This is a genomic window from Amycolatopsis orientalis, assembly GCF_000943515.2.
In the GTDB taxonomy this organism is placed as follows: domain Bacteria; phylum Actinomycetota; class Actinomycetes; order Mycobacteriales; family Pseudonocardiaceae; genus Amycolatopsis; species Amycolatopsis orientalis.
Genome location: NZ_CP016174.1, coordinates 4,091,966 through 4,114,908 on the forward strand (window position 1 = coordinate 4,091,966; position 22,943 = coordinate 4,114,908).

The 22,943-nt window shown below is 70.1% G+C and carries 20 protein-coding genes; 16 read left to right on the forward strand and 4 right to left on the reverse strand.

Annotated elements, in window-relative coordinates:
- Positions 1 to 42 precede the first annotated feature (42 nt).
- From SD37_RS17850 to SD37_RS17865, 4 genes are read left to right on the forward strand one after another with little or no spacing between them, the layout of a single operon-like run.
- The gene (locus tag SD37_RS17850) at positions 43 to 495 is read left to right on the forward strand and encodes a (2Fe-2S)-binding protein (RefSeq protein ID WP_044852975.1); all 453 of its coding nucleotides are present in this window, start codon (positions 43 to 45) and stop codon (positions 493 to 495) included.
- Entirely contained in the window at positions 482 to 1,441 is a 960-nt protein-coding gene (locus tag SD37_RS17855; protein WP_044852976.1) for an FAD binding domain-containing protein, read from the forward strand. The genes SD37_RS17850 and SD37_RS17855 overlap by 14 nt, the downstream gene beginning before the upstream one ends.
- Positions 1,441 to 3,618: a xanthine dehydrogenase family protein molybdopterin-binding subunit gene (locus SD37_RS17860; RefSeq protein ID WP_044852977.1), complete on the forward strand. Its 2,178-nt coding sequence runs from the start codon at positions 1,441 to 1,443 to the stop codon at positions 3,616 to 3,618. Before SD37_RS17855 ends, SD37_RS17860 begins: the two co-directional genes overlap by 1 nt.
- Positions 3,619 to 3,678: 60 nt before the next feature.
- The gene (locus SD37_RS17865) at positions 3,679 to 4,359 is read left to right on the forward strand and encodes a haloacid dehalogenase type II (RefSeq protein WP_044853435.1); all 681 of its coding nucleotides are present in this window, start codon (positions 3,679 to 3,681) and stop codon (positions 4,357 to 4,359) included.
- On the opposite strand, the gene SD37_RS17870 is transcribed toward SD37_RS17865, so the two are convergent.
- The gene (locus SD37_RS17870; protein WP_044852978.1) at positions 4,360 to 5,433 is read right to left on the reverse strand and encodes a LacI family DNA-binding transcriptional regulator; all 1,074 of its coding nucleotides are present in this window, start codon (positions 5,431 to 5,433) and stop codon (positions 4,360 to 4,362) included. It lies immediately after the preceding gene.
- A gap of 191 nt (positions 5,434 to 5,624) precedes the next feature.
- On the opposite strand from SD37_RS17870, the gene SD37_RS17875 reads away from it, so the two are divergent.
- From SD37_RS17875 to SD37_RS17920, 10 genes are all read left to right on the forward strand, one after another.
- On the forward strand, positions 5,625 to 6,905 hold the full coding sequence (locus SD37_RS17875; RefSeq protein WP_044852979.1) for an ABC transporter substrate-binding protein: 1,281 nt from the start codon (positions 5,625 to 5,627) through the stop codon (positions 6,903 to 6,905).
- Positions 6,905 to 7,834, forward strand: coding sequence for a carbohydrate ABC transporter permease (locus SD37_RS17880; protein WP_044852980.1), 930 nt, complete (start codon positions 6,905 to 6,907; stop codon positions 7,832 to 7,834). Before SD37_RS17875 ends, SD37_RS17880 begins: the two co-directional genes overlap by 1 nt.
- Positions 7,835 to 7,842: 8 nt before the next feature.
- Complete coding sequence (locus SD37_RS17885; protein ID WP_065912869.1) at positions 7,843 to 8,727, forward strand: carbohydrate ABC transporter permease; 885 nt, start codon at positions 7,843 to 7,845, stop codon at positions 8,725 to 8,727.
- A gap of 17 nt (positions 8,728 to 8,744) precedes the next feature.
- On the forward strand, positions 8,745 to 10,121 hold the full coding sequence (locus SD37_RS17890; RefSeq protein WP_044853436.1) for a GH1 family beta-glucosidase: 1,377 nt from the start codon (positions 8,745 to 8,747) through the stop codon (positions 10,119 to 10,121).
- A gap of 261 nt (positions 10,122 to 10,382) precedes the next feature.
- Positions 10,383 to 11,465 (forward strand): RICIN domain-containing protein, encoded by a 1,083-nt coding sequence (locus tag SD37_RS17895; protein WP_044852982.1) that lies wholly within the window; start codon positions 10,383 to 10,385, stop codon positions 11,463 to 11,465.
- A 228-nt stretch (positions 11,466 to 11,693) separates the two neighbouring features.
- Entirely contained in the window at positions 11,694 to 12,197 is a 504-nt protein-coding gene (locus SD37_RS17900) for a hypothetical protein (protein ID WP_235783441.1), read from the forward strand.
- On the forward strand, positions 12,194 to 13,579 hold the full coding sequence (locus SD37_RS17905) for a hypothetical protein (RefSeq protein ID WP_236725402.1): 1,386 nt from the start codon (positions 12,194 to 12,196) through the stop codon (positions 13,577 to 13,579). The genes SD37_RS17900 and SD37_RS17905 overlap by 4 nt, the downstream gene beginning before the upstream one ends.
- Entirely contained in the window at positions 13,576 to 14,946 is a 1,371-nt protein-coding gene (locus SD37_RS17910) for a VWA domain-containing protein (protein WP_044852983.1), read from the forward strand. The genes SD37_RS17905 and SD37_RS17910 overlap by 4 nt, the downstream gene beginning before the upstream one ends.
- 19 nt (positions 14,947 to 14,965) lie before the next feature.
- Positions 14,966 to 16,078 carry an ATP-binding protein gene (locus tag SD37_RS17915; protein WP_037305392.1) on the forward strand — a complete coding sequence of 371 codons (1,113 nt, stop codon included), beginning with the start codon at positions 14,966 to 14,968 and terminating at the stop codon, positions 16,076 to 16,078.
- Entirely contained in the window at positions 16,075 to 18,831 is a 2,757-nt protein-coding gene (locus tag SD37_RS17920) for a DUF5682 family protein (protein ID WP_044852984.1), read from the forward strand. Before SD37_RS17915 ends, SD37_RS17920 begins: the two co-directional genes overlap by 4 nt.
- 49 nt (positions 18,832 to 18,880) lie before the next feature.
- Here SD37_RS17920 and SD37_RS17925 read toward each other — a convergent pair whose 3' ends face one another.
- Complete coding sequence (locus SD37_RS17925; protein ID WP_044852985.1) at positions 18,881 to 20,347, reverse strand: carotenoid oxygenase family protein; 1,467 nt, start codon at positions 20,345 to 20,347, stop codon at positions 18,881 to 18,883.
- Positions 20,348 to 20,430: 83 nt separating this feature from the next.
- Here SD37_RS17925 and SD37_RS17930 point away from each other — a divergent pair, with 83 nt between their 5' ends.
- Positions 20,431 to 21,150, forward strand: a complete 720-nt coding sequence (locus SD37_RS17930; RefSeq protein WP_044852986.1) for a TetR/AcrR family transcriptional regulator — start codon at positions 20,431 to 20,433, stop codon at positions 21,148 to 21,150.
- A 3-nt stretch (positions 21,151 to 21,153) separates the two neighbouring features.
- Here the strand turns inward: SD37_RS17930 and SD37_RS17935 are convergent, their stop codons facing one another.
- A complete protein-coding gene (locus tag SD37_RS17935) occupies positions 21,154 to 21,762 on the reverse strand; it encodes a TIGR03086 family metal-binding protein (RefSeq protein ID WP_044852987.1) in 609 nt (202 codons plus the stop codon).
- A 69-nt stretch (positions 21,763 to 21,831) separates the two neighbouring features.
- Here SD37_RS17935 and SD37_RS17940 point away from each other — a divergent pair, with 69 nt between their 5' ends.
- Positions 21,832 to 22,260: a MarR family winged helix-turn-helix transcriptional regulator gene (locus tag SD37_RS17940; RefSeq protein WP_044852988.1), complete on the forward strand. Its 429-nt coding sequence runs from the start codon at positions 21,832 to 21,834 to the stop codon at positions 22,258 to 22,260.
- 6 nt (positions 22,261 to 22,266) lie between these two features.
- Here the strand turns inward: SD37_RS17940 and SD37_RS17945 are convergent, their stop codons facing one another.
- Positions 22,267 to 22,887 carry a YaaA family protein gene (locus SD37_RS17945; protein WP_044852989.1) on the reverse strand — a complete coding sequence of 207 codons (621 nt, stop codon included), beginning with the start codon at positions 22,885 to 22,887 and terminating at the stop codon, positions 22,267 to 22,269.
- Positions 22,888 to 22,943: the final 56 nt, after the last annotated feature.

The following is a 22,943-nucleotide window of genomic DNA, read 5'->3' on the forward strand; positions in this document are numbered from 1 at the left end:
CCGTCCGGCCGCCCGGCCGCGACGATCCGCGGAAGGGATCCAGTGGACATCTCACTAGAAGTCAATGGCAGGACGGAACACCTGAGGGTCGATCCCGGTGTGACACTGCTGGACGCGCTGCGGGAGCGGCTCGCGATCACGGGCCCCAAGAAGGGCTGTGACCGGGGGCAGTGCGGCGCCTGCACGGTGCACGTCGCCGGGCGGCCGGTGCTCGCCTGTCTCACCCTGGCCGCCACCGTGAAACAGCCGGTGACCACCGTCGAAGCACTGTCCACAGGGGACGAACTGCATCCGGTGCAGCAGGCTTTCGTCGACCAGGACGCCCTGCAGTGCGGGTTCTGCACCTCCGGGCAGATCATGTCGGCGGTCGCCGCCGTCGAGCAGGACGTCCGCGACGTCCGGGAGTTCATGTCCGGCAACCTCTGCCGTTGCGCGGCCTATCCGAACATCGTCGCGGCGGTCGAGCAGGCGAGGCGGGCCGATGCGACCCTTTGAGCTGACCGCTCCCGCGACCGTCGAAGCCGCGGTCGCCTCGCCAGGCACCTTCCTGGCGGGCGGGACGACGCTTGTCGATCTGATGAAGCTCGATGTCCTGGCACCCCAGCGGGTCCTGGACATCAACGAGGTGCCGTTACGCGGTATCGACACCGCCGACGGGCTGCGGATCGGCGCGCTGGAACGGATGAGCGACATCGCCGGGCATCCCGGCGTGTATCCGGTGATCTCCCGGGCGCTCCTGCTCAGCGCCTCCCAGCAGATCCGGAACATGGCCAGTATCGGCGGGAACCTGATGCAGCGCACACGCTGCACGTACTTCCGCGACGTCGCCATGCCGTGCAACCGGCGTGAGCCCGGCAGCGGCTGCCCGGCGCTCTCGGGCGCCAACCGGATGCACGCCGTGCTGGGCACGAGCGACTCGTGCGCGGCGACCCACGCCAGCGACGTGGCGGTCGCCCTGGTCGCTCTCGACGCGGAACTCCGGCTGGTGAGCGCCACCGGGAGCCGCACCGTCGCGCTGGGCTCGTTCTACCGCCTGCCTGGGGACACCCCCGAGCTGGAGAACGACCTGCGCCCCGGTGAACTGATCGCCGAGGTCGTGGTGCCGCCGCTGGAGTGGGCGGCGAAGTCCACCTACGTCAAGGTGCGGGACCGCCAGTCCTACGAATTCGCGCTGTGCTCGGCCGCGGTCGCGCTGCACGTCGAGGACTCGCGTGTCGTCGACGCCAGGATCGCGGCCGGTGGCGTCGGGACCGTGCCGTGGCGGCTGCCCGAGGTCGAGGCGGCCCTGCGCGGCGCGCCCGCGACCGTCGCCGCCTTCGAAGCCGCCGCGGCGCGGGCCGGTGAAGGCGCCAGGCCGTTGTCCGCGAACGGGTTCAAGGTGCCGTTGCTGCGCCGGACGATCGTCCGCGCACTGCTCGAACTGACCGAGGGGAGCCGCTGATGACCAGCAGGGTGGACGGGCCGCTGAAGGTCACCGGCCGGGCCGAGTACGGAGCGGACCACACCTTCCCCGGGATGGCGCACGGCTATGTCGTACTCAGTACGATCGCCCACGGCGAGATCGAAGCCATGGACGTCGCGGACGCGAGGAGCGCTCCGGGCGTGCTCGGCGTGTATTCGCCGTTCGACCCGCTGGAGCTGCGCACGCCGGTGTCGCCGTTCTTCGGTGAGACCTGGGTTCCGTTGCAGGACAAGGAAGTCGCCTACTACGGCCAGCCGATCGGCTTCGTGGTCGCCGAGACCTATGAACAGGCCCGCGACGCGGCGATGCTCGTCAAGGTCTCCTACCGGACCCTGCCCGCGCTGACGTCGCTCGAAGACGGCCTCGCCTCCGCCGAAGACGCACCCGCCGCGAGGGACGGCGCGCCGCCGTCGCTGGAGGTACTCGCCCCCGGCGTCGAGTCCATCGAGGACGCGCTGGCGGCGAGCCCGGTGGTCGTCGAGGCGACCTACACCACGGCGACCCAGCACCACGCCGCGATGGAACCGCATTCCGCGGTCGCGGTCTGGGGTCCCGACGGCCTGACGATCCACAGCGGCAACCAGGGCTCCGACCTGCAGGCGGCGGAGCTGGCCGGGGCGCTGGACCTGAAACCGTCCGAGGTACACGCCGTGAACCCGTTCGTGGGCGGCGCGTTCGGCGGCAAGGCGCGGACGTCCGCACCCGCGTTCCTGGCCGCGGCGGCGGCCAGGGTCCTCGACCGGCCGGTCAAGGCCGCGCTCAGCCGGGAGCAGGTCTTCACCGCGACCGCGGGCCGGGCCGCGACCGTGCAGAAGATCGCCCTCGGCGCGGACCACGACGGCACGCTCAACGCGCTGCGGCACGACTCGTGGTGCAGCACCGCGGCGGACAGGTCCTTCGTCGAGCCGACATCGCACGGCACCTCGCGGGAGTGGTACGCCACCCGGAATCTCGCCATCAGCCAGAAGATGGTGCCACTGCACATCCCGCCGACCACGTTCATGCGGGCGCCCGGTGAGGCGCCCGGATCCTTCGCGCTGGAGAGCGCGATCGACGAGCTGGCGGTCGCGCTGGGCATGGACCCGATCGAGCTGCGGCTGCGGAACAACTCGACCGCGCCGCCCGGCAAGGACCTGCAATGGTCGAGCAAGCATCTCGACGAATGCTTCCGCGTCGGCGCGGCCCGGTTCGGCTGGGCGGATCGCTCGCCCCGGGGACGGACCGACGGCGACTGGCTCGTGGGGCTGGGCACGGCCACCGCCATGTTCCCCGCCCTGCGGTTCCCGGCCACCATCGAGATCACCCTGCAGCCCGACGACACGGCCGTCGTCGCGACCAGCGGCGCGGATCCGGGAACCGGCCTGCTGACCGTGCTTTCCTTGGTGGGCGCGGAATCGCTGGACATCTCGCCGGACAGGATCGTGCCGCGGCTCGGCGATTCGGCGCTGCCGTCCGGCGGGCTCTCCGGTGGTTCGACAGCCACCGCGAGCGCGGGGTCGGCCATCATGATCGCCGCCGCCAAGGCGATCGACGACCTGCTGACCCTGGCGGCGGCCCCGGGCGCGCCGTTCGACGGCATGGACGTGTCCTATGCGGACGGCCGGGTTCTGGCGGGCGACCGGACGATGACCTTCGGCGAGCTGCTGCGGGCCCTGAACCGCCCGTCGATCACGGTGACCGGTTCGTCGGCACCCGGCGAGGAGCTGACCAAGCATTCGTTCAGCTCGTTCGGCGCCCAGTTCTGCGAGGTCCGCGTGCACAGGTGGACGCGCGAGATCCGGGTGTCCCGCATGCTCGGCGTCTTCGACGCGGGCCGGATCATCAACCCGACGGCGGCCCGCAGCCAGATCATCGGCGGCATGATCTGGGGTGTGTCGGCCGCCCTGCACGAAGGGCTGGAGATCGAGGCCAACGGACGCTTCGCCAACGGTGACCTCGCGGGCTACCTGATCCCGGTGAACGCGGACATCCCCGAGGTCGACGTCCACTTCGTCGAGTACCCGGACACGCTGCACAACTCCGTCGGCGCGAAGGGGCTGGGGGAGATCGGCACCGTCGGGATGGCGGCGGCGATCGCCAACGCCGTCCACAACGCCACGGGTATCCGGGTCCGGCACATCCCCATCCAGATCGAGGACCTCCTCGACCAGCCGTAGGACGGTGGCCCGGGGCTTCACCCGGCGGGAGTACCCATGGACCTCACTATCGTGACGTCCATGGGTATCGACGCTTTGGTGTTCGACGTGCTCGGCACGCTCGTGGACGAACCGGCGGGGCTCCGCGCCGCCATCGGGGCGCCGGCCCCGCGGGCCGACCCGGATGAGCTGGTCGCGCTGTGGCAAGGCCATATCGAAACCGAGCAGCGGCGCATCGTCGCAGGCGACCGGCCCTTCGCCGCCAGCGACGTCCTCGACCGCGAAGCGGCCCGGCTGGTCGCTGAAGCATCCCGAGGAGAGCTGTCCCAAAAGGACAGAGAAGCGCTCGCCACGGCGGGACAACGGCTGCCGCCTTGGCCGGACACCGTGGAAGGGCTGGCCCGGCTCGCGGAACACCACCCCTTGATCGGCCTGTCCAATGCCTGCCGGTCAACCCTGCTCCGGATCAACGCCAACGCGGGTCTCCGCTGGCATCAGGCGCTCTCCGCCGAAGAGGCGCGGACCTACAAGCCGGATCCGGCGGTCTACGAACTGGCCGTCAAGGTGTCCGGTGCCCCGCCGGATCGGCTGCTGATGGTCGCCGCCCACGCGTGGGACCTGCGGGGAGCGCAGCGCGTCGGGCTGCGCACCGCCTACGTCGCCAGGCCGGTCGGTGATCCGCCGTCACCGGCCGATCACTTCGACTTCCACGCCGAGAACCTTCTCGATCTGGCCGCCCAGCTCGGCGAACGCGGGAGGTGATCAGAGCCGGGGCGCGGCGGCCGACGCCTGACGATGGGGAGTGCCGCAGGAGTCGCGGACGATCAGCTGGGTGGGCAGCAACACCGGCTCCGGCGCCGCCGCGTTCTCGATCATGCCCAGTAGCGCCCCGGCCGCTGCGGTGCCGAACTCCGCCTTGTCCTGGGCGACCGTGGTGAGCGCGGGGTCGACCAAAGCCGCGACCTCGATGTCGTCGAAGCCGACGATGGCGAGGTCGGCGGGCACCCGTAGCCCGGCCGCGCGGGCGGCGAGCAGCGCGCCGATCGCCATTTCGTCGCTGGCGGCGAACACCGCCGTCGGCGGGTGCTTGCGGGCGAGCAGCCGCCGCATCCCGACGAAGCCGCTTCCGCGGTAGAAGTCCCCGCTGACCACGTAGTCGTCGCGCACCGGGAGGCCCGCGTCCGCCATTCCCCGCAGATAGCCCTCGGTGCGGGCGGTGGCGGGCGCGTTGCCGCGCGGGCCGGTGAGCGTGGCGATCCGTTCGTGCCCGAGCGCGGCGAGATGCCGGACGGCTTCGCTCGCGCCCGCGGCGTTGTCCGAAGTCACGTACGTGGCCTTCGGCCCCGCAACGGCCACGTCGAGCGCGACGCACGGCAGCCCGGATTGCGCGAACGCGGTGAACGCCTCGGCGTCCGAGCCGCTGTCGATCAGCACCAGTCCCGCCAGGTGGTGGCGGCGCGTCATGCCGACGTAGGCGATCGGGTCGGCGAGGGAGACGCCGGCGGTGCGGTTGCGGGCGTCGTCGCTCGTGGCGAGCAGCAGCAGGTGGTAGCCGTGCGAGCTCAGCGCGGATTTGAGGCCCAGCAACAGATCCTGCAGGAACGGATGCCGCCAGCCGGGGCGGCGGTGGTCGGTGTCCCAGACCAGCCCGATCATCGCCGACCGCTGCCGCGACAGCGCCCGCGCCGATTCGTTCGGCGAGAAATCGAGTTCACGGGCGACGCGTTCGACGCGTTCCCGGGTCGGCGCGCTGACCGTGGCCGGGCGGTTGAAAACCCGCGAGACGGTGGCGACGGAGACCCCGCAGAGCTGGGCGACCTCGCGGGCGGTGACCATGCTGACCTCCTGGCTTGTAACCGGTTACATCTCTAGCACATGATCTCCTGCTGGGAAAACTTCCCATGGCGTTATGAGTTCGTTACTTGACTGTTCGACATTGGGAGCGCTCTCATAGGTGCCACGTTTCCCGCCCCGGCCGGTCCCCGGCCGCGGTGTCCCCGTGCGCCCCGCAGAACAACGGAGATCTCATGCGCCCGAAAACGAGGAACCGCCGTACCCGCCTGCTCGCCGGGGTGTGCGTCACCCTGGCCGCGGTCACCGCGCTGAGCGCCTGCGGTGACGGCGGCGCCGGCGGCGGCAAGATCAAGCTCAGCCTCGGCCTGTTCGGCAACTTCGGCTACAGCGACCTGATCAAGGAGTACCAGGCGGCGCATCCGGACATCGAGATCACCGAGCGGACCGCGGCCTATTCCGACCACCACAAGAACATCGCCGCGCATCTGGCCACCGGCGGGGGAGCCGCGGACATCGAGGCGGTCGACACCGGGTACGTCGCGCAGTTCAAGGCCACGCCGGACAAGTTCGTCGATCTCAACACCGTCGGCGGCGACAAGCTCAAGGATCGCTGGCTGGACTGGAAATGGTCGGCGTCGCTGGCCAAGGGCGGACAGCAGATCGGCTACGGCACCGACGTCGGCGGCCTGGCCATCTGTTACCGCCGCGACCTGCTCCAGAACGCCGGACTGCCCGCAGACCGCGACGCCGTCTCCGCGCTCTGGCCGACCTGGCAGGCGTTCTTCGACGCCGGGAAGCGGTTCCAGGCCAAGGCGCCGAACGGGGTCAAGTGGATGGACGGCGGCCCGACCGTGCTCAACGCGATCGTCGGACAGGCTCCGGTCGGGTACTACGACCAGAGCGACAAGATCGTCTTGGAGGGCAACCAGGCGCTGCGGCAGGGCTGGGACCTCGTCGTCGACGCCGTCAAGTCGAACCTGAGCGCCGGGCTGCTCTACAGCACGCCGACCTGGAACACCGGCTTCACCCAGGGCCAGTTCGCCACCGTCACCTGTCCCGCCTGGATGATGACCAAGATCAAGGACCAGGCACCGGACACGGCGGGCAAGTGGGACGTCGCGACCGTGCCCGGCGGGGGCGGCAACTGGGGCGGCTCGTACCTGACGGTCCCCAAGCAGGGCAAGCACACCAAGGAGGCCGCTGAACTCGCCGCGTGGCTGACCGCGCCCGAACAGCAGGCGAAGGTCTTCACCAGCCAGGGCCTGCTGCCCTCGACGCCGTCGCTCTACGACGACCCGAAGATCACCGGCTACACGAACCCGTTCTTCTCGGACGCGCCGGTCGGCAAGCTCTTCACCGAGGCGGCGAAGAAGCTGAAGCCGCAGTACCAGGGTCCGAAGGCCGGTGACGTGCAGACGGAGTTCGGCAGCGCGATGCAGCGCGTCGAGCAGGGCAAGCAGGACGGCGCGGCGGCGTGGCAGCAGCTGGTCGGTGACGTCGCGAAGATCAAGTGATGGCGGGAAAGACGCTGAGCTTCGCCGACCGGCGGCACAACTGGGACGTCAAGCTGTCGCCGTTCGGCTTCATCAGCCCGTACTTCCTGATCTTCGGGGTCTTCGGGTTGTTCCCGTTGCTCTACACGGCGTTCGTTTCGCTGCAGCAGCGCAACCTGCTCGACGCCGAAGGCGCCACGTTCATCGGTTTCGGGAACTACGAACAGCTGCTGTTCCACGACCCGTACTTCTGGAACGCGATGGGGAACACGGTCAGCCTGTGGCTGCTGACCACGATCCCGCAGATCCTGTTCGCGCTCGGCATCGCGCACCTGCTCAACCGCAGGCTGCGCGGGCGGACGCTGTTCCGGATGGGGATGATCCTGCCGAACATCACCTCGGTGGCGGCGGTGACGATCATCTTCGCGCAGCTGTTCGGCCGGGACTTCGGCCTCGTCAACTGGGTGCTGAGCTGGTTCGGGGCCGGCCAGATCGACTGGCAGGCGGGCACCGCCAGCTCGCATACCGCCATCGCGGCGATGGTGGTGTGGCGCTGGACCGGCTACCACGCGCTGATCTTCCTCGCGTCGATGCAGGCGATCCCGTCGGCCCTGTACGAGGCAGCCACCCTCGACGGCGCCCGCGGATGGCAGCAGTTCTGGCGGATCACCGTGCCGTTGCTGCGGCCGCAGATCATCTTCTCGACGGTGATCGCGACGACCGGGAACATGCGGCTGCTCGCCGAGCCGCTGCTGTTCAACCCCGGCACCGCCGCCGCGACCGGTGGCTCCGACCGGCAGTTCCAGACGGCCGCGCTCTACCTCTACGAGCAGGGTTTCACCAAGTACGACTTCGGCTACAGCTCGGCCATCGCGCTGGTGCTGGCGGTCGCGACGATGCTCGTCGCGGGCGTGTCGTACCTGGTGACCCGGCGCATCCAAACGGACTGAGGAGCGAAATGACCTCCGTGCTGCCCCCCGCCGCGCCCGCGCCGCCGGTCTCGCCAGGGCGGGCCCGGCGGCTCGTGCGGCGGGGCGCGAGCCCGTGGACCTACGCCGCGCTGATCGCGATCCTGGCCGGCTCCGCCTTCCCGGTGTACTGGTCGCTCGTCGTCTCGTCGCAGACCCCGGAGGCCGTCGGCAGCGTGCCGCCGGTCCTGGTACCCGGCGGGCATCTGTTCGAGAACATCGCCCGGGTCTTCGACGAGACGGATTTCGCGCTGGCGCTGGGGAACTCGCTCATCGTCGCGGGCACCATCACCGTTTCGGTGGTGCTGTTCTCGACCCTCGCCGGGTTCGCCTTCGCCAAGATGCGCTTCCGGGGACGGACCGCGCTGTTGCTGCTCGTGGTCGCCACCCAGGCGATCCCGACCGAACTGGGCGTCGTCCCGCTCTACATGATGATGGCCGATTTCGGCTGGGCCGGGCGGCTGGAAGCCGTGATCGTGCCCGGCCTGGTCACCGCGTTCGGCGTGTTCTTCATGCGCCAGTACTTCGAACGGGCGCTGCCACTGGAGCTGCTGGAGGCCGGGCGGATGGACGGCTGCGGATCGTTGCGGCTGTTCTGGCACGTGGCCCTGCCCACCGCCCGCCCGGCCGCGGCGGTACTCGGCCTGTTCACCTTCATGCAGGCGTGGAACGACTTCTTCTGGCCACTGGTGGTGCTGGTGCCGGAGAACCCGACCGTCCAAACCGCACTGTCCACTTTGGCCAGCGGCTACACCACCGACTACACCCTCGTACTCACCGCCGCGACCATCGGCACCATCCCCGTCCTCGTCGTGTTCCTGCTGTTCGGCCGCCAGATCGTCGGCGGCATCATGCAGGGCGCGCTCAAGGGCTGACCCTTCCGGAGTTGACCGTGACATCCACCTTCCCGCCCGGCTTCCGCTGGGGCGTCGCCACCTCGGCCTTCCAGATCGAGGGCGCCACCCGATCCGATGGACGCGGACCGTCCATTTGGGACACTTTCGCGACCGTACCCGGCGCGGTGGCCGGCGGCGACACCGGCGAACCGGCGGCGGACCACTACCACCACTGGCCGCGGGACCTCGACCTGCTCACCGGCCTCGGCGTCGACTCCTACCGGTTTTCGGTGTCCTGGCCCCGGATCCAGCCATCCGGGCGCGGCCGCGTCGAACGGCGGGGGATCGACTTCTACCGGCGCGTCGTGGAAGCGTTGCGGGCGCGGGGGATCGAGCCGTTCCTGACGCTGTACCACTGGGACCTGCCACAGGCGTTGGAGGACGAAGGCGGCTGGCGTGCGCGCGACACCGCCGAGCGGTTCGCCGAGTACGCGGCGCTGGTGCACGACGAACTCGGCGACGTCGTCGACCGGTGGACGACACTGAACGAGCCGTACCCGTGCGCGATCGCGGGTTACGGCGAAGGACGGCACGCGCCGGGTGCGCGGGAGGGGCACGGCGCCCTCGCCGCGGCCCACCACCTGCTGCTCGGCCACGGCCTGGCGACACGGGCGATGCGGGCGCGGGCGAGGCCCGGGCACCGGTTCGGGATCGTGCTCAACCAGTCGCCCGCGGTGCCGGTGTCCCCGTCGGCCGCGGACATCGCCGCGGCCGCCCGGCAGGACACGTTGCTGCGCCGCCAGTTCACGGACCCGCTGTTCGGCGGCCGGTACGCGCCCGGGCTCATCGCGATGTTCGACGGCGTCTCGGATTTCTCCTTCCGCCGCGACGGAGACCTGGAGACGATCGGCCAGCCGCTCGACTACCTGGGGGTCAACTACTACTACCGGCTCCACGTCGCCGACGCGCCGTACCGCGAGCCGGACCCGGCCCGGCGCACGGCGGCCGACATCGGGTTGGACACGACCCGCCTGCCGGACGTGCCGCGGACGGGGATGGGCTGGCCCGTCGAGCCCGACGGCCTGACCGACGCCCTGGTCGGCCTGCGCGACGAATATCCCGGCCTGCCACCGATGTACGTCACCGAGAACGGCTGCGTGTACCCGGACCTCGCCGACGAGCGGGGCATGGTGGCCGACGACCAGCGCATCGCCTTCCTGCGCGAGCATGTCGAAGCGGCCCGGGCGGCCGTGGCGGCGGGGGTCGACCTGCGCGGCTACTTCTGCTGGTCCCTGCTGGACAACTTCGAGTGGGCGCACGGGTACAAGCACCGGTTCGGCCTGGTGCACGTCGACTATGCGACCCAGCGGCGCACCCCGCGGGCCAGCTACCACTGGTACCGCGACCACATCGCGGCGCACCGGACCCCGTGATCCCGTGGTGTGGGGCGGACGGCGCGCGGTCCGCCCCACGCCCCGGGCCAGGCCCAGAGCTGCTCCTCGCGCGCACGTGAATGTGAACGCTAACGGGGCAAAGGCAGCCCACACAAGAGCCGCCCGACTCCCTGCTTTCCGCACCTGTCCGCAAGCCCTTCTGGTCGGCATAGGTGGATCGTTTCCTTGACATGAGTAGGACGCGGACGCTAATTGTTAGCGTTAACGCGACATGGTCGTCGCGCCGACCAGGGAGATCCTATGCAGGGAAGGTCACGGCGCCTCATCGTCTGCGCCGCCGCGTTGCTCGCCGCCACGCTGCTGCCCGCCGCTCCGGCGGCCGCGGAGTCCAACGGCGGAACACGGGTCATGCCGCTGGGTGACTCGATCACCGAGGGAACACAAGTGCCGGGTGGCTACCGGATCGGGCTGTGGCAACGGTTCGGGAGCACGAACCACCGCGTCGACCTGGTGGGTTCGCAGTTCAACGGACCGTCGTCGCTGGGGGACCACGACCACGAGGGCCACCCCGGCTGGCGTATCGACCAGATCGACGCGAACATCGTCACCTGGCTCCGGGCCACCGGTCCGCGCAGCGTTCTGCTGCACATCGGTACCAACGACGTGCTCCAGAACCACGATCTCGTCAACGCCCCCGCACGCCTGTCGGCCCTCGTCGACCGCATCACCGCGACCGTGCCCGGCGCCGACGTGTTCGTCGCGACGATCACCCCGCTGGCCACGGAGTCGCAGGAATCCGCCGCGCGCGCGTACAACGCCACGATCCCCGGGATGGTGCGGGCCAAGGCCGACGCGGGCAAGCGGGTGCACCTGGTCGACATGCACGCCGCGCTGACCACCGCCGACCTGATCGACGGCGTCCACCCGACCGCCACCGGCTACGACAAAATGGCCGCGACCTGGTACGCGGCGTTGCGCGCCGTGCCCGGCAGCATCGGCGATCCGGCGCGGCGGATCGTGGGCGTCCCCTCGGGTCGTTGCGTGGACGTTCCGGGGGCGACCACGAGCAACGGCACACAGGTCCAGCTGTGGGACTGTCACGGCGGCACGAACCAGAGCTGGACCCACACCGCCGGCGGGCAACTGGTCTCCGGCACGAAATGCCTGGAAGCCTCCGGCTGGGGTTCGGCCAACGGGACCCGCGTGACGATCTGGGACTGCCACGGGGGAGCGAACCAGCAGTGGAACGTCAACGCCGACGGCACGATCACCAACGCGCTCTCCAACCTCTGCCTGGACGCCTACGGTCTGGGGACCGCCAATGGCACTCAGCTGGTCCTGTGGTCCTGCTCGGGCCAGGCCAACCAGCAGTGGCGGTCCTGACCGGGGTCAAGTGGCGGCCGCGAGTCGCGCGGGGCTGAAAGGGCCCTTCACCGCATGTGATGCGGTGAAGGGCCCTTTCGTCGCATGCGATGAGGTCAAAGCGTCCTTCAGCCCTGTGCCAAAAACCCGCACCGAAGGAGGGCGCGCGGCGGACCTGATCGGAATTGTCGGTGCCTCCCGCTAGGTTCTTCCCAGTCCCCACCGAGGCGCCCGCAAGGAGAAGATGCGTTGTCAGACTGGGAAAGAGCGAGTACGGCCAGGGTGCTGCCACCGGCCCGCCCGCGCAAGCTCGCGAAGGTCCCGTTCGTCGAACTGGCCGACGGACGGGTGCAGGGCGTGGTGTCCAGCGGATCGGACATCGGGCGGGTGTACGTCTCGTCGGTGGCCGCCGGTACGTACGAATTCGCCTGTAGTACCAACAACAATCGTCCCTGCGGCGGCGCGAGGGGCATGTTCTGCAACCATATCCTCGCGTTGCTCAACGAAGCGGCGCTGCAGTACGGCGTCGAACGGGTCGCGCGGTATCTGCGGGTGGAGGTCGCGGCCGAGGAGCTGACGGCGCAGGCCGTTTCGCAGGTCATGATCGCCGCGCGTCCGTCGCAGGGGGACAGCACCGCCGCCGCGTCGGTGTTCAGCCAGTTCCTGCGGCACCTGGCGTATCTGGAGTTCGAGCCCTCGACGGCGCCGGTGCCGGAGCTGCAGTGGTTCCCGCCGACCAGGGCGGTGGGATGATGCGGATCGATCTGCTCACCGATCCCGTCGCCGGGCTCGACGAGGCTTTGGCGGCGGTCGACGCCTTCGATCACGTGCTGGCGGGCGGATTGCTGCGGCCACAGAAGGTCGCCGGGTTGACCGAACTGGCCGACGCCGTCGCGGGCTCGCCGCTGGCCGCGCGGGTCGCCGAGGCCGCCGAGAAGACCGCCGCCGGGGCCGCGGGGGAGGAACACTTCGTTTCCCTCGCCGCGGCGAGGATCGCGGTGTTCGGCTCGGTGCACGACGCACTGCTCGCCCGGCTGGCCGAGGCCACCGGGCGCCCGTCCGGCGAGGAGGTCGTCCCAGGCGCCCGGGAAGCCGGGTCGCCGAATCTGCTGGCGGCCGCCCGGTCTTGGCTCTCCGATCTGGCCCGCGCCGGATGGCAGGGTATTGAGCACGACCTCGTTTCGGCCTCGGCACCGGTGATCTCCGCGCTGCTCGCCGAACCCGGCCTGCGCCGGCTGGCCGTCCTCCTCGACGGCTTCGCCGCCGAACTCGCCGCGTCCTGTCCCGGAGCCGCGCTGGACCGCGTCCCGGCCCGGCGCTGGGGTGATCTCTGGTCACGCGGGATGCTGCTGACAGTGCCCGGTGTGGCGGCGACGCCTGCCGCCGGCACCGTGACGGGCCGCCTCCTCCCGCTCGGGGTCGACCTGCTCGAACACGCGACGGCCGCGCAGGCCCAGGTCCACGCGGTGTTCGAACCGGAAGACGGCGGCGCGGCGCGGCTCGTGCGCGCGAGCGTGACGGCGCCGAAGCCGGACACGGTCATCGGCGCGGGGATCTGGCAGCTGCTACGCCCGCGGTTGTCCCTCCTCGCGGCGGTCAGCGAGGGCCGCTCGATGGACATCGTCGACATGTCGGTCACCGCGGAAGGCGATCTTCTGTGGCGGGACGAGCAGGCCCGGCTCGGTGAGGCCGCGGACGCTTTCGCCACCGCGCGGGTCGCCCTGTCCACCGTCACCGCGTCGGTGGTCGCGCCACTGGACCGGCATCCGGCGCGCATCGCCGTCCCCGTCTTCCTGGAGGGCTACACCACCGAGGGCGGCGAAGACGCGCTCACCTTCGTGTTCGCCGGGAACCGCCTCGCCGTCGACACCGATCGCGTCCCCGCCGCCGGTCCGCTGACCCCGAAAGCGGTCGCGGGTTCCGGCGCGTGTGTCGGCCTGATCCGCTGGGACGACGGTGGCTTCCGGCTCCAGCCGCTCGCCGTCGAGACCACCGTGCGCAAGAAGACGACGGCCGTCCACGCCGGAGCGTGGGCGGGCGGCACCACGGACAAGGCCGGGGTGAAAGCCGAGAAGGCGGCCACCGACGCCGCGGCCGTGCTGCGGGAACGCGCCGGAAGGCTGTTGCGGAAATGACCGAACCCGAGGACAACCGCCGCCAGGTCCTATATTGGCGGCTGCTCGCCCGGCTCTTCGACACCGACGAGCAGGCCACCCTCGAATCGGCGAGCCTGGCCGTGGTCGAGGACATCGGCCTGCCGCCCGCGGTGCTGGACCCGAACGTCGCTGTCGACTCGATCGTCCAGCGCCATCCCGGCCTCGCCGCCGAATTCGACGGGCTGATGGTCCCCGAAGCCGGGGAAAGCCGGGACAAGGCCGCGGAAGTACGGCGTGCGGCGCTGGTGTCGAAGGTGCTGCTCAACGTCTTCGCCGCGGCACCCGCCACGGTGACGGCGGGGCAGCTGTCCCGCTGGCAGGCCGACGCGGGCTGGTTCGAACGCGCGTTGGGCTGCCGTCCCGGTGAGCTGCGCGGTGGCCGTCCCGGTGGGACTCCGACCGGACTCGGCGGCACCGGCGGGGGCGGGACTCCCGACCTGAGCACGCTGCTCCCGGGGATCGGCCCGGAACTCGGTTCGATCGAGGCCGATCTCGTCAAGCGGATGCGTCTGCGCGAGGTGCTCGCGAATCCCACGCTCGCGGCGAAGCTGACCCCGAGTATGTCGCTGATCGAACAGTTGTTGCGGGACAAGGACAATTTGTCCGGGGTGGCATTGGCCAACGCCAAATCGCTGATCCGCCGCTACGTCGACGAGATCGCGGAGGTCCTGCGCACCCAGGTCGAGAACGCCTCGACCGGCAAGGTGGACCGGTCGGTCCCGCCCAAACGGGTGTTCCGCAATCTCGACCTCGATCGCACCATCTGGAAGAACCTCACCAACTGGAGCCCGGAAGAGGAGCGGCTCTACGTCGATCGGCTTTACTACAAGCAGACCGCGAAGAAGACCACGCCACAGCGGCTCATCGCGGTCGTCGACCAGTCCGGTTCCATGGTCGACTCGATGGTCAACTGTGCCGTGCTGGCCTCGATCTTCGCCGGACTGCCCAAAGTGGACGTTCACCTGATCGCCTACGACACCCAAGCGCTCGACCTCACGCCGTGGGTGCATGATCCGTTCGAAACCCTGCTGCGCACCAATCTCGGCGGCGGCAACGACGGCATGGTCGCGATGGAGCTGACCCGGCCGAAGATCGCCGAACCCGCCAACACCGTGGTGGTGTGGATCTCCGACTTCTACGAGACCCGCGTCGAGCAGCTTTTCGAGAACATGGCCGCGATCCACCGGTCCGGGGCGAAGTTCATCCCGGTCGGCTCGGTCACCAGCGCCGGCCGCGGCAGCGTCAACCCGTGGTTCCGCGAGCGCTTCAAGGATCTGGGCACGCCGGTGATCTCCGGCCACATCACCAAACTCGTCCACGAACTCAAGACCTTCCTCACCTCCTGAACTTTCCGAAAGGCAAGACATGTCCGACGTCCTGCGCGCCCCCGCCGAACTCAAGTACGCCGAAGAGCTGGACTGGCTGGAGTCGATCGACGACAGCCCCAAACCGTTCGCCTGGCGCCTGTCCCCGAAGATGGTGCGCCTGTTCGTCCTCGGCGCCGAGCGCGCCGACGGCCTCGATCGCGAGATCTCACAGAAATGGTTCGGCGACCGGAGCATCGTCGAACGCGCCATCGTCACGCTCGCCTCCGACCGCGGGCTGCTGCTGATCGGCGATCCCGGCACCGGCAAGAGCTGGCTCGCCGAACTGCTGGCCGCGGCGATCTCCCGCAACTCGACGCTCGTCGTGCAGGGCACGGCGGGGACCACCGAAGACCACATCAAGTACTCGTGGAACGTGTCGATGGTCATCGCGAAGGGACAGTCCCGCGAGTCGATGATCCCGTCGCCGATCATGACCGCGATGGAGGCCGGATCGATCGGCCGCTTCGAGGAGCTGACCAGGTCCACCAGCGACGTGCAGGACGCGCTGATCTCGATCCTGTCGGAGAAGTACATCTCGGTGCCGGAACTGGACAGTGACGGCATCGTCTTCGCCAAACCCGGCTTCTCCGTGATCGCCACCGCCAACAGCCGCGACCGCGGTGTCAACGATCTGTCCTCCGCGCTCAAGCGCCGGTTCAACTTCGTCCGCATCCCGGTGGTGACGAACAAGAAGAGCGAGGCGGAGATCGTCCGTTTCCGCACCGAGGAACTCCTGCGCCGCCATCAGATCGAGCTGGACGTGCCGCCGACGCTGCTCGACGTGCTGCTGCGCAGCTTCGGAGACCTGCGCGCCGCGGCGGCCTCGGCGGGCAGCGACGACGAGAAGCTGGAGTCCGCGTTGTCCACCGCCGAACAGATCGGCGTCCTCGAAGACGCGGTGCTGCACAGCAACTTCTTCGGCGAGCGGGCCTTGACCGCACGGACGCTGGCGTCGTCGCTGGTCGGCTCGCTCGCCCGTCGTGAGCCGGAGGATCTGGCGATTCTCAACAAGTACCTGCACGGCGTCGTCGAGCCGCGCAGCAAGGACGAGGGCGGGGACTGGCCGGAGTTCCTCGACGGCGGCCGCGACGCGATCGCCACCCTCTCGTGAGCGGCGCCTTCGAGGCGCTGCGCGGCCAGTTGCAGGAGGCCGCGGCCGCCTTCGCCGACGGGCCGGGCGCGCTGGAGGGCATCCTGCTCGGCCTCGTCGACGACGTCGACAGGGCCGTGCGGGAGCCCTTGGAGATCTTCCCGGTCTGCCACCATTCCCCGGCTTCGGCCGTGGCGATGGCACGGCGGCTGCGGGAGAAGCAGCCGAAGGTCGTCTACCTCGAACTGTGCGAGGACATGGCCCCGCTGCTGACCGAGCTGCGCAACTGCCGTCTTCCCGTGGCGGTGCAGGCGTTCGCGACCGACGTGAAGGGATTCCCCGCGGAGTGGGCTCCGCTGTCGGTGGTCGCGCCGATCACCGAGGCCTCCGCCGAGTACCAGGCGATCGCCTACGCGCTGGACACCCCGGGGGTCGAGCTCGTCCTCGTCGACCGGTCGGCCGACCACGTCTTCCAGTGGGACGAACGCGAACCGCCCGCGGAGCCGGACGCGGCACCCCCCGAGGAGGAGGCCGCGCTGCACGGTGACGCGGTCGGTGTCGAGATCGGCGACCTGCGGCCCCGGTTCGCCGAACTCGAGGACCACCTGCTGCGGCACGGACGGGTGCGGCACTGGTCGGAGTGGTGGCACCAGTACGTCGAACTGCCACTCGGGGACAGCGACCACGACACCTATCGCCAGGTCATGTTCCTGATCGGCAGCCTGTTCCGGCGGCTCGCCCCCGGCGACACCCACCGCGTCCGCGTGGACGAGGACCGCGAGCGCTACATGTGGACCCGCATGCGCGAGCACCTGGCCGCGTCGGGCGCCGATCCCGGCGACTGCCTGTACGTCTGCGGCGCCTTCCACGCGGCCAGCCGGGTCGCGGAGTTCGGTGTCGAGGGCGCGGACGGGTTCGTGATCAGCCCGCGCAGCGCGAGCACCTGGCAGTACGGCCTGATCCCGTCGAGCCACGCGTCGATCGAGGCGCAGTTCGGCCTGGCCGGGGGTTCGGTGTCGATCGCCGCCACCGAGTGGGCGAAGAACCTCAAGCGCACCCGGGTGAAGCAGTTCCAGCTGGACGGCCAGGTGGGCGGGCCGAAGCGGAAGAAGACCGCGGCGCCGCCCCCGCCCGCACCGGACCCGGCGCCCTCGGATCACCTGTCCGGATTCCTGCGGCGGCCACCGGTCCTGGACAAACTGGACGAGGCCGAGTTGCTGGGCTGGTCGGTCGAGATCGTGCGGGCGGCACGCCGCAACGGGTACCTGTCCTCGACCGCGGACGCCATCGCGGTGTTCGAGACGTCGATCCTGCTGGCGGGTCTGCGTGACCGGGCGAAGCCCACGCCGTACGACTTCCAGGACGCGGCGGTCACCTGCATCGAGAAGGACGTCGTACCCGGCAGGCGTGACGTGCGCCGTCTCGTCGAGATCATGATGGGCGGCGACCGGATCGGGCAGGTCGGGTACGACGCGCTCCCGCCGCTGGCGCGCGACGTGCACGACAGGCTGGAACCGCTGAACCTCAAGCTGCAGCAACGAGGCGTGCAGCGGGCGCTGCTCGACATCGCCTCGCGGCCGGAGCTGGAACCCTGCTCCGATCTGCTGTGGATGCTGCGGTATCTGATGCCCCACGGCGCGGCCCGGCCGATCATGGGGGAGCGGCGGCTCGGGGAGCGGCCGATCCAGGAGTCGTGGGATCTGGCGCTGGGCACCCATCAGCGATCCCTCATCGAGCTGGGTTACGAGGGTGTCAGCATCGAGCAGGTGCTGGAGCAGCGGCTCCGGCGCGCCGCGTACCACCCGCGGGCCACCGCGGCGAAGGTGCTCGGTGCCGTCGAGGACGCGACGCTCTATTTGCGCAGCGCCCGGTTGGCGGGGGAGCTGGGCACCCGCGCGCTGGAGGTGCTGGCGACCGAACGCACCGTCGACGGCGCGCCGGAAGTGCTGCGGCGGGTGCGCCGGCTCTTGGCGCACTACCGGACCAGCGAACCGGTCCTGCCCCGGTGGATCGAGGAGTTCGTCAGGACGGGCTACGCGCACTACTGCACCCTGCTGCCGGTGGCCTTCGCCGACGAGGAGGCCGGGGTCGAGCAGGTCGCCGCGATGCTCGGCTTCCTGTTCAGCATGGAGGCGCTCGCCCTGTCGCTGGGCTGCGACCGCACGCAGCTGGAGCTGGCGATCGCCGGATCGCATCCGCAGGAGCCGTCGAAGGTGGCGCTGTTGTGGGCGGCCCAGGTCCAGCTCGGCCGACTGTCGCGTGCGGAACTGCGTGAGCGGTGCGCCGGGCTGCTGGCCAATCCCTTGGTACTGCCCGCTTATCCGCGGTATCTCAGCGGGTTCGTCCACGCGCTGGAACCGGCGCCGGGGCTGGCCGACTTCGTCGTCGAGGCGGTGTCGAACGCCTTCGCTGAACTCCCGGACAGGTTGCTGCTGCCCTGGCTGCCGACGTTGATCACCACACTGCGGTCGCGGGGCGCGGAACTCGTGCCGCTGCTCGTCCGCGAGGCGGGGCGGCTCTTCCCCGGCCGTCTCGCGGCGCTCGACGAGTGGGTCCCGCCGTGGAAGACCCAACCGGAACTCCCCGCGGCACCGCGGAAAGCGGGCGGGAGCGGCCTCGCGCTCCTGGCCGCGCATCCGGCGGCCTGCGACGCCGTCGCGAGCTTGCTGGGCTGTGACGAACCGTGGGGGAGTACCGCGTCCGGAGGCTTGGACCTGATCGAGCGGTACCCGGATTCCGCCGCCGCGCTGGAGGAGGTGCTGACCGGGGTGTGACCCGACGGTGTGGTCACCGGCGTGCGGCCGCCGGTGACCACACCGGTCGTCAGTCGGCCACCCAGCTGCCGTGGAAGCCCAGCGGCACGGGCCTCGGCAGATGGATGCGTGCCAGCGGTTTCGCGGTGAAATCCTGGGCCGAGAGGATCACCAGATCCGACGCGCCGCGGTCGGGATTGTTCACGTAGGCGAGGGCGTAACCGTCGTCCTCGGCCCGGCTGTGTGACGACGGCACGAAGACCGCCTCGCTCGCGTCGGCACCCTTGCCGAAGCGGTGCACTTCCGAACGCCCGTTGTGCAGGTCGTGCTTTATCAGGGCGTTGCCGAAGGAGCCGGCGGGCTTGTCCAGATAGACGTCGAAGAGTTCACCGGGCGAAGCGGAATAGCCATACCGGTGCCGCCGCGACACCAGGCTTTCGTTGACGCGCGGGAACTCCTGCGGCCGGTCGTCGAGGACACGGCGCCGCACCCGGCCGCGCGCCAGGTCGATCGTCCAGCGCTCCAGCACCGGCGGACCGGACGCCGACGGGCCGCCGAAGCCCTGCTTGCCCGCCACCTCGAACGGAGCAGGCATCGTGGTCAGGTCGACTACCACCGTCGAACCCTGCTCGTAGGCGTTGAGGGTGTGCGAGTAGAACACCGGGTCGACGGCGAACCAGCGGACCGGGCCGCCGTCGCGTTTCATCACCCCCACCCTGGCGGGGTGGGCCGTGTTCCACTTGTAGGGAACGACTTTGCCCGGCTGCGGGTCGAACGTGACCGGCACGTCGAAGACGACCACGTAGTTCTCGGTGAGCCCGAAGTCGTGCATCATCGGACTGTCGGTGACCGGGATCCGGGTGGTCCGCACGACGCGGCCGGTCCGGTCGACCATCAGGTGCCGTACGTGATCCCACGTCGGGTGATAGGTCACCGCGTGCAGCTCGTCGGCGCGGGCGTCGAACTTGGTGTGCGCGGTGTAGGAGCCCTCCAGCGAACCGCCGAAGTCGAACGGCCCCAACGTGTTCAGCTCGCCGTCGAGTTCGTACGGCGGTGCGCCGGACTCCTGCAGGGTGAGGATGCGGCCGTGGTGGCTGATCACATGCGTGTTCGGCGCGAAGTCTTCGGCGGGCACCGGCCACGGGTATCGTTCGCCGAGTTTCGCCGCGACACCGGAGGACCGCACCCACCGGTTGCGGTACCACTCGGCCTTCCCGTCGCGCAGCCGGACGCCGTGCACCATCCCCTCACCCAGCATCCAGTGGTGCGCGCGCGGATCTTCGAGTCCGAGCACGTTCGGCCCGGTGCGCAGGTATCGCCCGCAGAGATCGCGGGGAATGCGGCCGGTGACCGGCAGGCCGAACGCGGTCACCTCCTCCTTCACCGGTGCGAAAGCACCTTCGACGAAGGGATATCGCGGCGTCGCCGGAGCCGGTGCGGCGAACGCGGTTCCACTGCTGGCGGCCGTCGCGGCGACTCCGCCGATGGCCAGCGCGGCCGCCCCGCGGAGCACGTTCCGCCTGGTCGGTTCGGTCATGGTCGATCCCCCAACTCGTCAAGTAACTGTGTATGCCATGAACAGTGTATGCCTTTACCTGTTTCGGGTGCAACAATGCGGCCATGGACGACGTGGAGATCGAGTTGCTGCCGCCGGGCACCGCGCTGGCGTGGGGGCACGCCCCGGAGCCCCGGCGCGGGCCGAAGCCGGGATACAGCCTCGAACAGATCGTCGACGCGGCCATCGCCCAGGCGGACGCGGAGGGCTACGCCGCACTGTCCATGCCGTCGATCGCCAAACGACTCGGTATCACCGCGAACGCGCTCTACCGGTATCTGAGCTCCAAGGAGGAACTGCTCGTCCTGGTGGCCGAGGCGGCTTGGGGGCCGCCGCCGGAGCCGGTGTCCGGCGACTGGCGTGCCGCGGTCACCGTCTGGGCACGCACGCTCCTCGAACGCTGCCGCCGCCATCCGTGGCTGATCGACCTGCCGGTGCGGAGGGCGCCGAGTACGCCGAATCTGCTCGGGTGGCTGGAGAACTTCCTCGCGGGGATGGCGGACTCGGGGCTGAGTGCCCAGGACGTGACCGGCTGCGCCGTACTGGTCGACGGCTGGGTCCGCAGTACGGCTTCCTTGCTCCGGGACGTGAACGCGAGTCCGCCTGATCAGGTCCGGGCGCTGAGCGCGTTCCTCGGCCCGCGCCTCGAAGGGCGGGGCTATGCGCGCGTCGCCGCCGTGATCTCCGGTGAGGCGTACGGCGAGGAGGGTATGGAGGAAGCCGACGTCGAGTTCGGCCTCGGCCGCATCCTGGACGGCATCGAGGCGCTCATCGAACGCCGGTGACCCTCACGCGGCGGCGGAGTGGTCGGGCCATGACGGCGAACGGCCGAGCAGCGCGACGATCGTGTCCAGATCGGACGGTCCGGTCGCCGCGACGGCCGGGCCGAAGGCGGCGCCCGGCGCCTTGCGGTTCTTCCCGTCCGGGATCGACTTGGCGAATCCCAGTCCGGCGTCGAGCACCTCCTGCTGGAACTTGACCGGTACCCCCAGGGTCTTCGCGACGTCCCAGGAATGCACCAGGTAGTCCACGAAATGGAAGCCCAGTGCCTGCTCCGCGGTGAAGGTGACCTCGGTGGAGAACTCGGGAAGCGGGAACCTCCGGTCGGCGAGGTCGTGGGGGACGAAGGCGTTCAGTACTCGCTTGACCGAGGCGCGGTAGGTGGCGATGGGGTCGTCGCCCAGCGGGATCAGGCGCCAGTGGTCGAGGCCGCCTTCACCCTCGGCCGCGGCCGCGAAACCGTGGTGCTGCGTCGCCATGTGCGCCAGCAGGCCGTGCAGGGTCCAGGCGGTGCACGGGGTCGGCTTCGTCAGGTCGGCGGGGGCGATCTTCGAGACGAGGTCCAGGCTCGTCCGGGTCACGATGGCGTCGAGGATGCGGAGTTCATCGATAGGCATGTGCATATCATCTACATATGCGTACGAGTTCGTCAACCGTTCCGCGAGTCCGGTCGGTATGGTCTGCGCATGGCGGAGCAGAGGAGGCCGGATCTCGCGGCGATGCTCGGCGGGCTGATGCGACGGCTGATGAACGCCGAGCAGCCGGTGCTGGCCGAGCACGGGCTGACGATGTGGGGTTACGTGGTGCTGAGCGCGCTCGACGACGGGCCGGTCCGCGCGCAGGCCGCGCTCGCCAAGGCGATCGGCGCGGACAAGACCCGGATCATCGGCACCCTCGACACGCTCCAGGAAGACGGCCTGATCACCCGCGAGCCGGATCCGAAGGACCGCCGCGTACGGCTGCTGGGGATCACCGCCGCCGGCCGCGCCGCGCGGAGGTCGGCCCAGTCGAAGATCCAGGAGCAGGAAGAACGCTTGCTCGGACGGCTGCCCGCGGGCGACCGTGCGGCGTTCCTCCGTGCGGCGCGCTCGTTGTCCGAAGCCGAGTGGCCGTGACGGGGTTCACCCGAGTACTTCGGTGACCATGCCCGGTGGGTAGTCCGACGGCGAGCGGCGCCACCATGCGCCGAAGGACCGAGCCAGCCGCCGGGGCACCTCGACCTGCGCGCCGCCGCCGTGGAAGTCGATCGTGACCAGTACGCCGCCGATTTCCGAGGTGTGCCAAGGGATTCGGCGGATCAGTTTCGCGTAATCGGCGCTGGCGGACACGAACGTGACCACGTTCGCGGCCCCGAGTCGGCGGGCCTCCCCGAGCACGGCGTCTTCGAGCACTCCCGGCGGCCAGTCACCGAGTTTGAGTTTCCGGTCGTAGTAGGCGATCGGTTCGTCGGCGCGCAGGATTCCGTAGCCCCCGCTGAGGATCAGCAACCGCCCGGACGCGGCGGCCTCGCCGAGGGCGCCGCCGACGTTCCGGTAGAAGTTCCCGGTGTAGCGGAGCCACGCGGGCCGCAGCCCGCCGCCGTCGACCTTGGACCGCGCCAGGACCTCGGTCCGCGCGCGAAGCATCGGCTCCGGCCAACGCGCGCCAGACCCCGCGAGGGCGTCGCCGCCGCGGATCTTGGCCTTCGAGGGGCCGAGGACGATCAGGCTGTCGCGCGGCTCGATCGCGTTCAGAACGGTCACCCGCGCACCCTAAAGTGCCTCGCTGACCGGACGCTGATCGGCCACGGGCATGCTGG

What these genes read in the sequence shown, in the direction of transcription:
- SD37_RS17935 (WP_044852987.1), bottom strand. Translation starts at nt 21,762, where the DNA reads ATGCCTATCGATGAACTCCGCATCCTCGACGCCATCGTGACCCGGACG.
- SD37_RS17925 (WP_044852985.1), bottom strand. Translation starts at nt 20,347, where the DNA reads ATGACCGAACCGACCAGGCGGAACGTGCTCCGCGGGGCGGCCGCGCTG.
- SD37_RS17860 (WP_044852977.1), top strand. Translation starts at nt 1,441, where the DNA reads ATGACCAGCAGGGTGGACGGGCCGCTGAAGGTCACCGGCCGGGCCGAG.
- SD37_RS17915 (WP_037305392.1), top strand. Translation starts at nt 14,966, where the DNA reads ATGTCCGACGTCCTGCGCGCCCCCGCCGAACTCAAGTACGCCGAAGAG.
- SD37_RS17865 (WP_044853435.1), top strand. Translation starts at nt 3,679, where the DNA reads ATGGGTATCGACGCTTTGGTGTTCGACGTGCTCGGCACGCTCGTGGAC.
- SD37_RS17870 (WP_044852978.1), bottom strand. Translation starts at nt 5,433, where the DNA reads ATGGTCACCGCCCGCGAGGTCGCCCAGCTCTGCGGGGTCTCCGTCGCC.
- SD37_RS17855 (WP_044852976.1), top strand. Translation starts at nt 482, where the DNA reads ATGCGACCCTTTGAGCTGACCGCTCCCGCGACCGTCGAAGCCGCGGTC.
- SD37_RS17885 (WP_065912869.1), top strand. Translation starts at nt 7,843, where the DNA reads ATGACCTCCGTGCTGCCCCCCGCCGCGCCCGCGCCGCCGGTCTCGCCA.
- SD37_RS17905 (WP_236725402.1), top strand. Translation starts at nt 12,194, where the DNA reads ATGATGCGGATCGATCTGCTCACCGATCCCGTCGCCGGGCTCGACGAG.
- SD37_RS17880 (WP_044852980.1), top strand. Translation starts at nt 6,905, where the DNA reads ATGGCGGGAAAGACGCTGAGCTTCGCCGACCGGCGGCACAACTGGGAC.
- SD37_RS17895 (WP_044852982.1), top strand. Translation starts at nt 10,383, where the DNA reads ATGCAGGGAAGGTCACGGCGCCTCATCGTCTGCGCCGCCGCGTTGCTC.
- SD37_RS17940 (WP_044852988.1), top strand. Translation starts at nt 21,832, where the DNA reads ATGGCGGAGCAGAGGAGGCCGGATCTCGCGGCGATGCTCGGCGGGCTG.
- SD37_RS17910 (WP_044852983.1), top strand. Translation starts at nt 13,576, where the DNA reads ATGACCGAACCCGAGGACAACCGCCGCCAGGTCCTATATTGGCGGCTG.
- SD37_RS17875 (WP_044852979.1), top strand. Translation starts at nt 5,625, where the DNA reads ATGCGCCCGAAAACGAGGAACCGCCGTACCCGCCTGCTCGCCGGGGTG.
- SD37_RS17930 (WP_044852986.1), top strand. Translation starts at nt 20,431, where the DNA reads ATGGACGACGTGGAGATCGAGTTGCTGCCGCCGGGCACCGCGCTGGCG.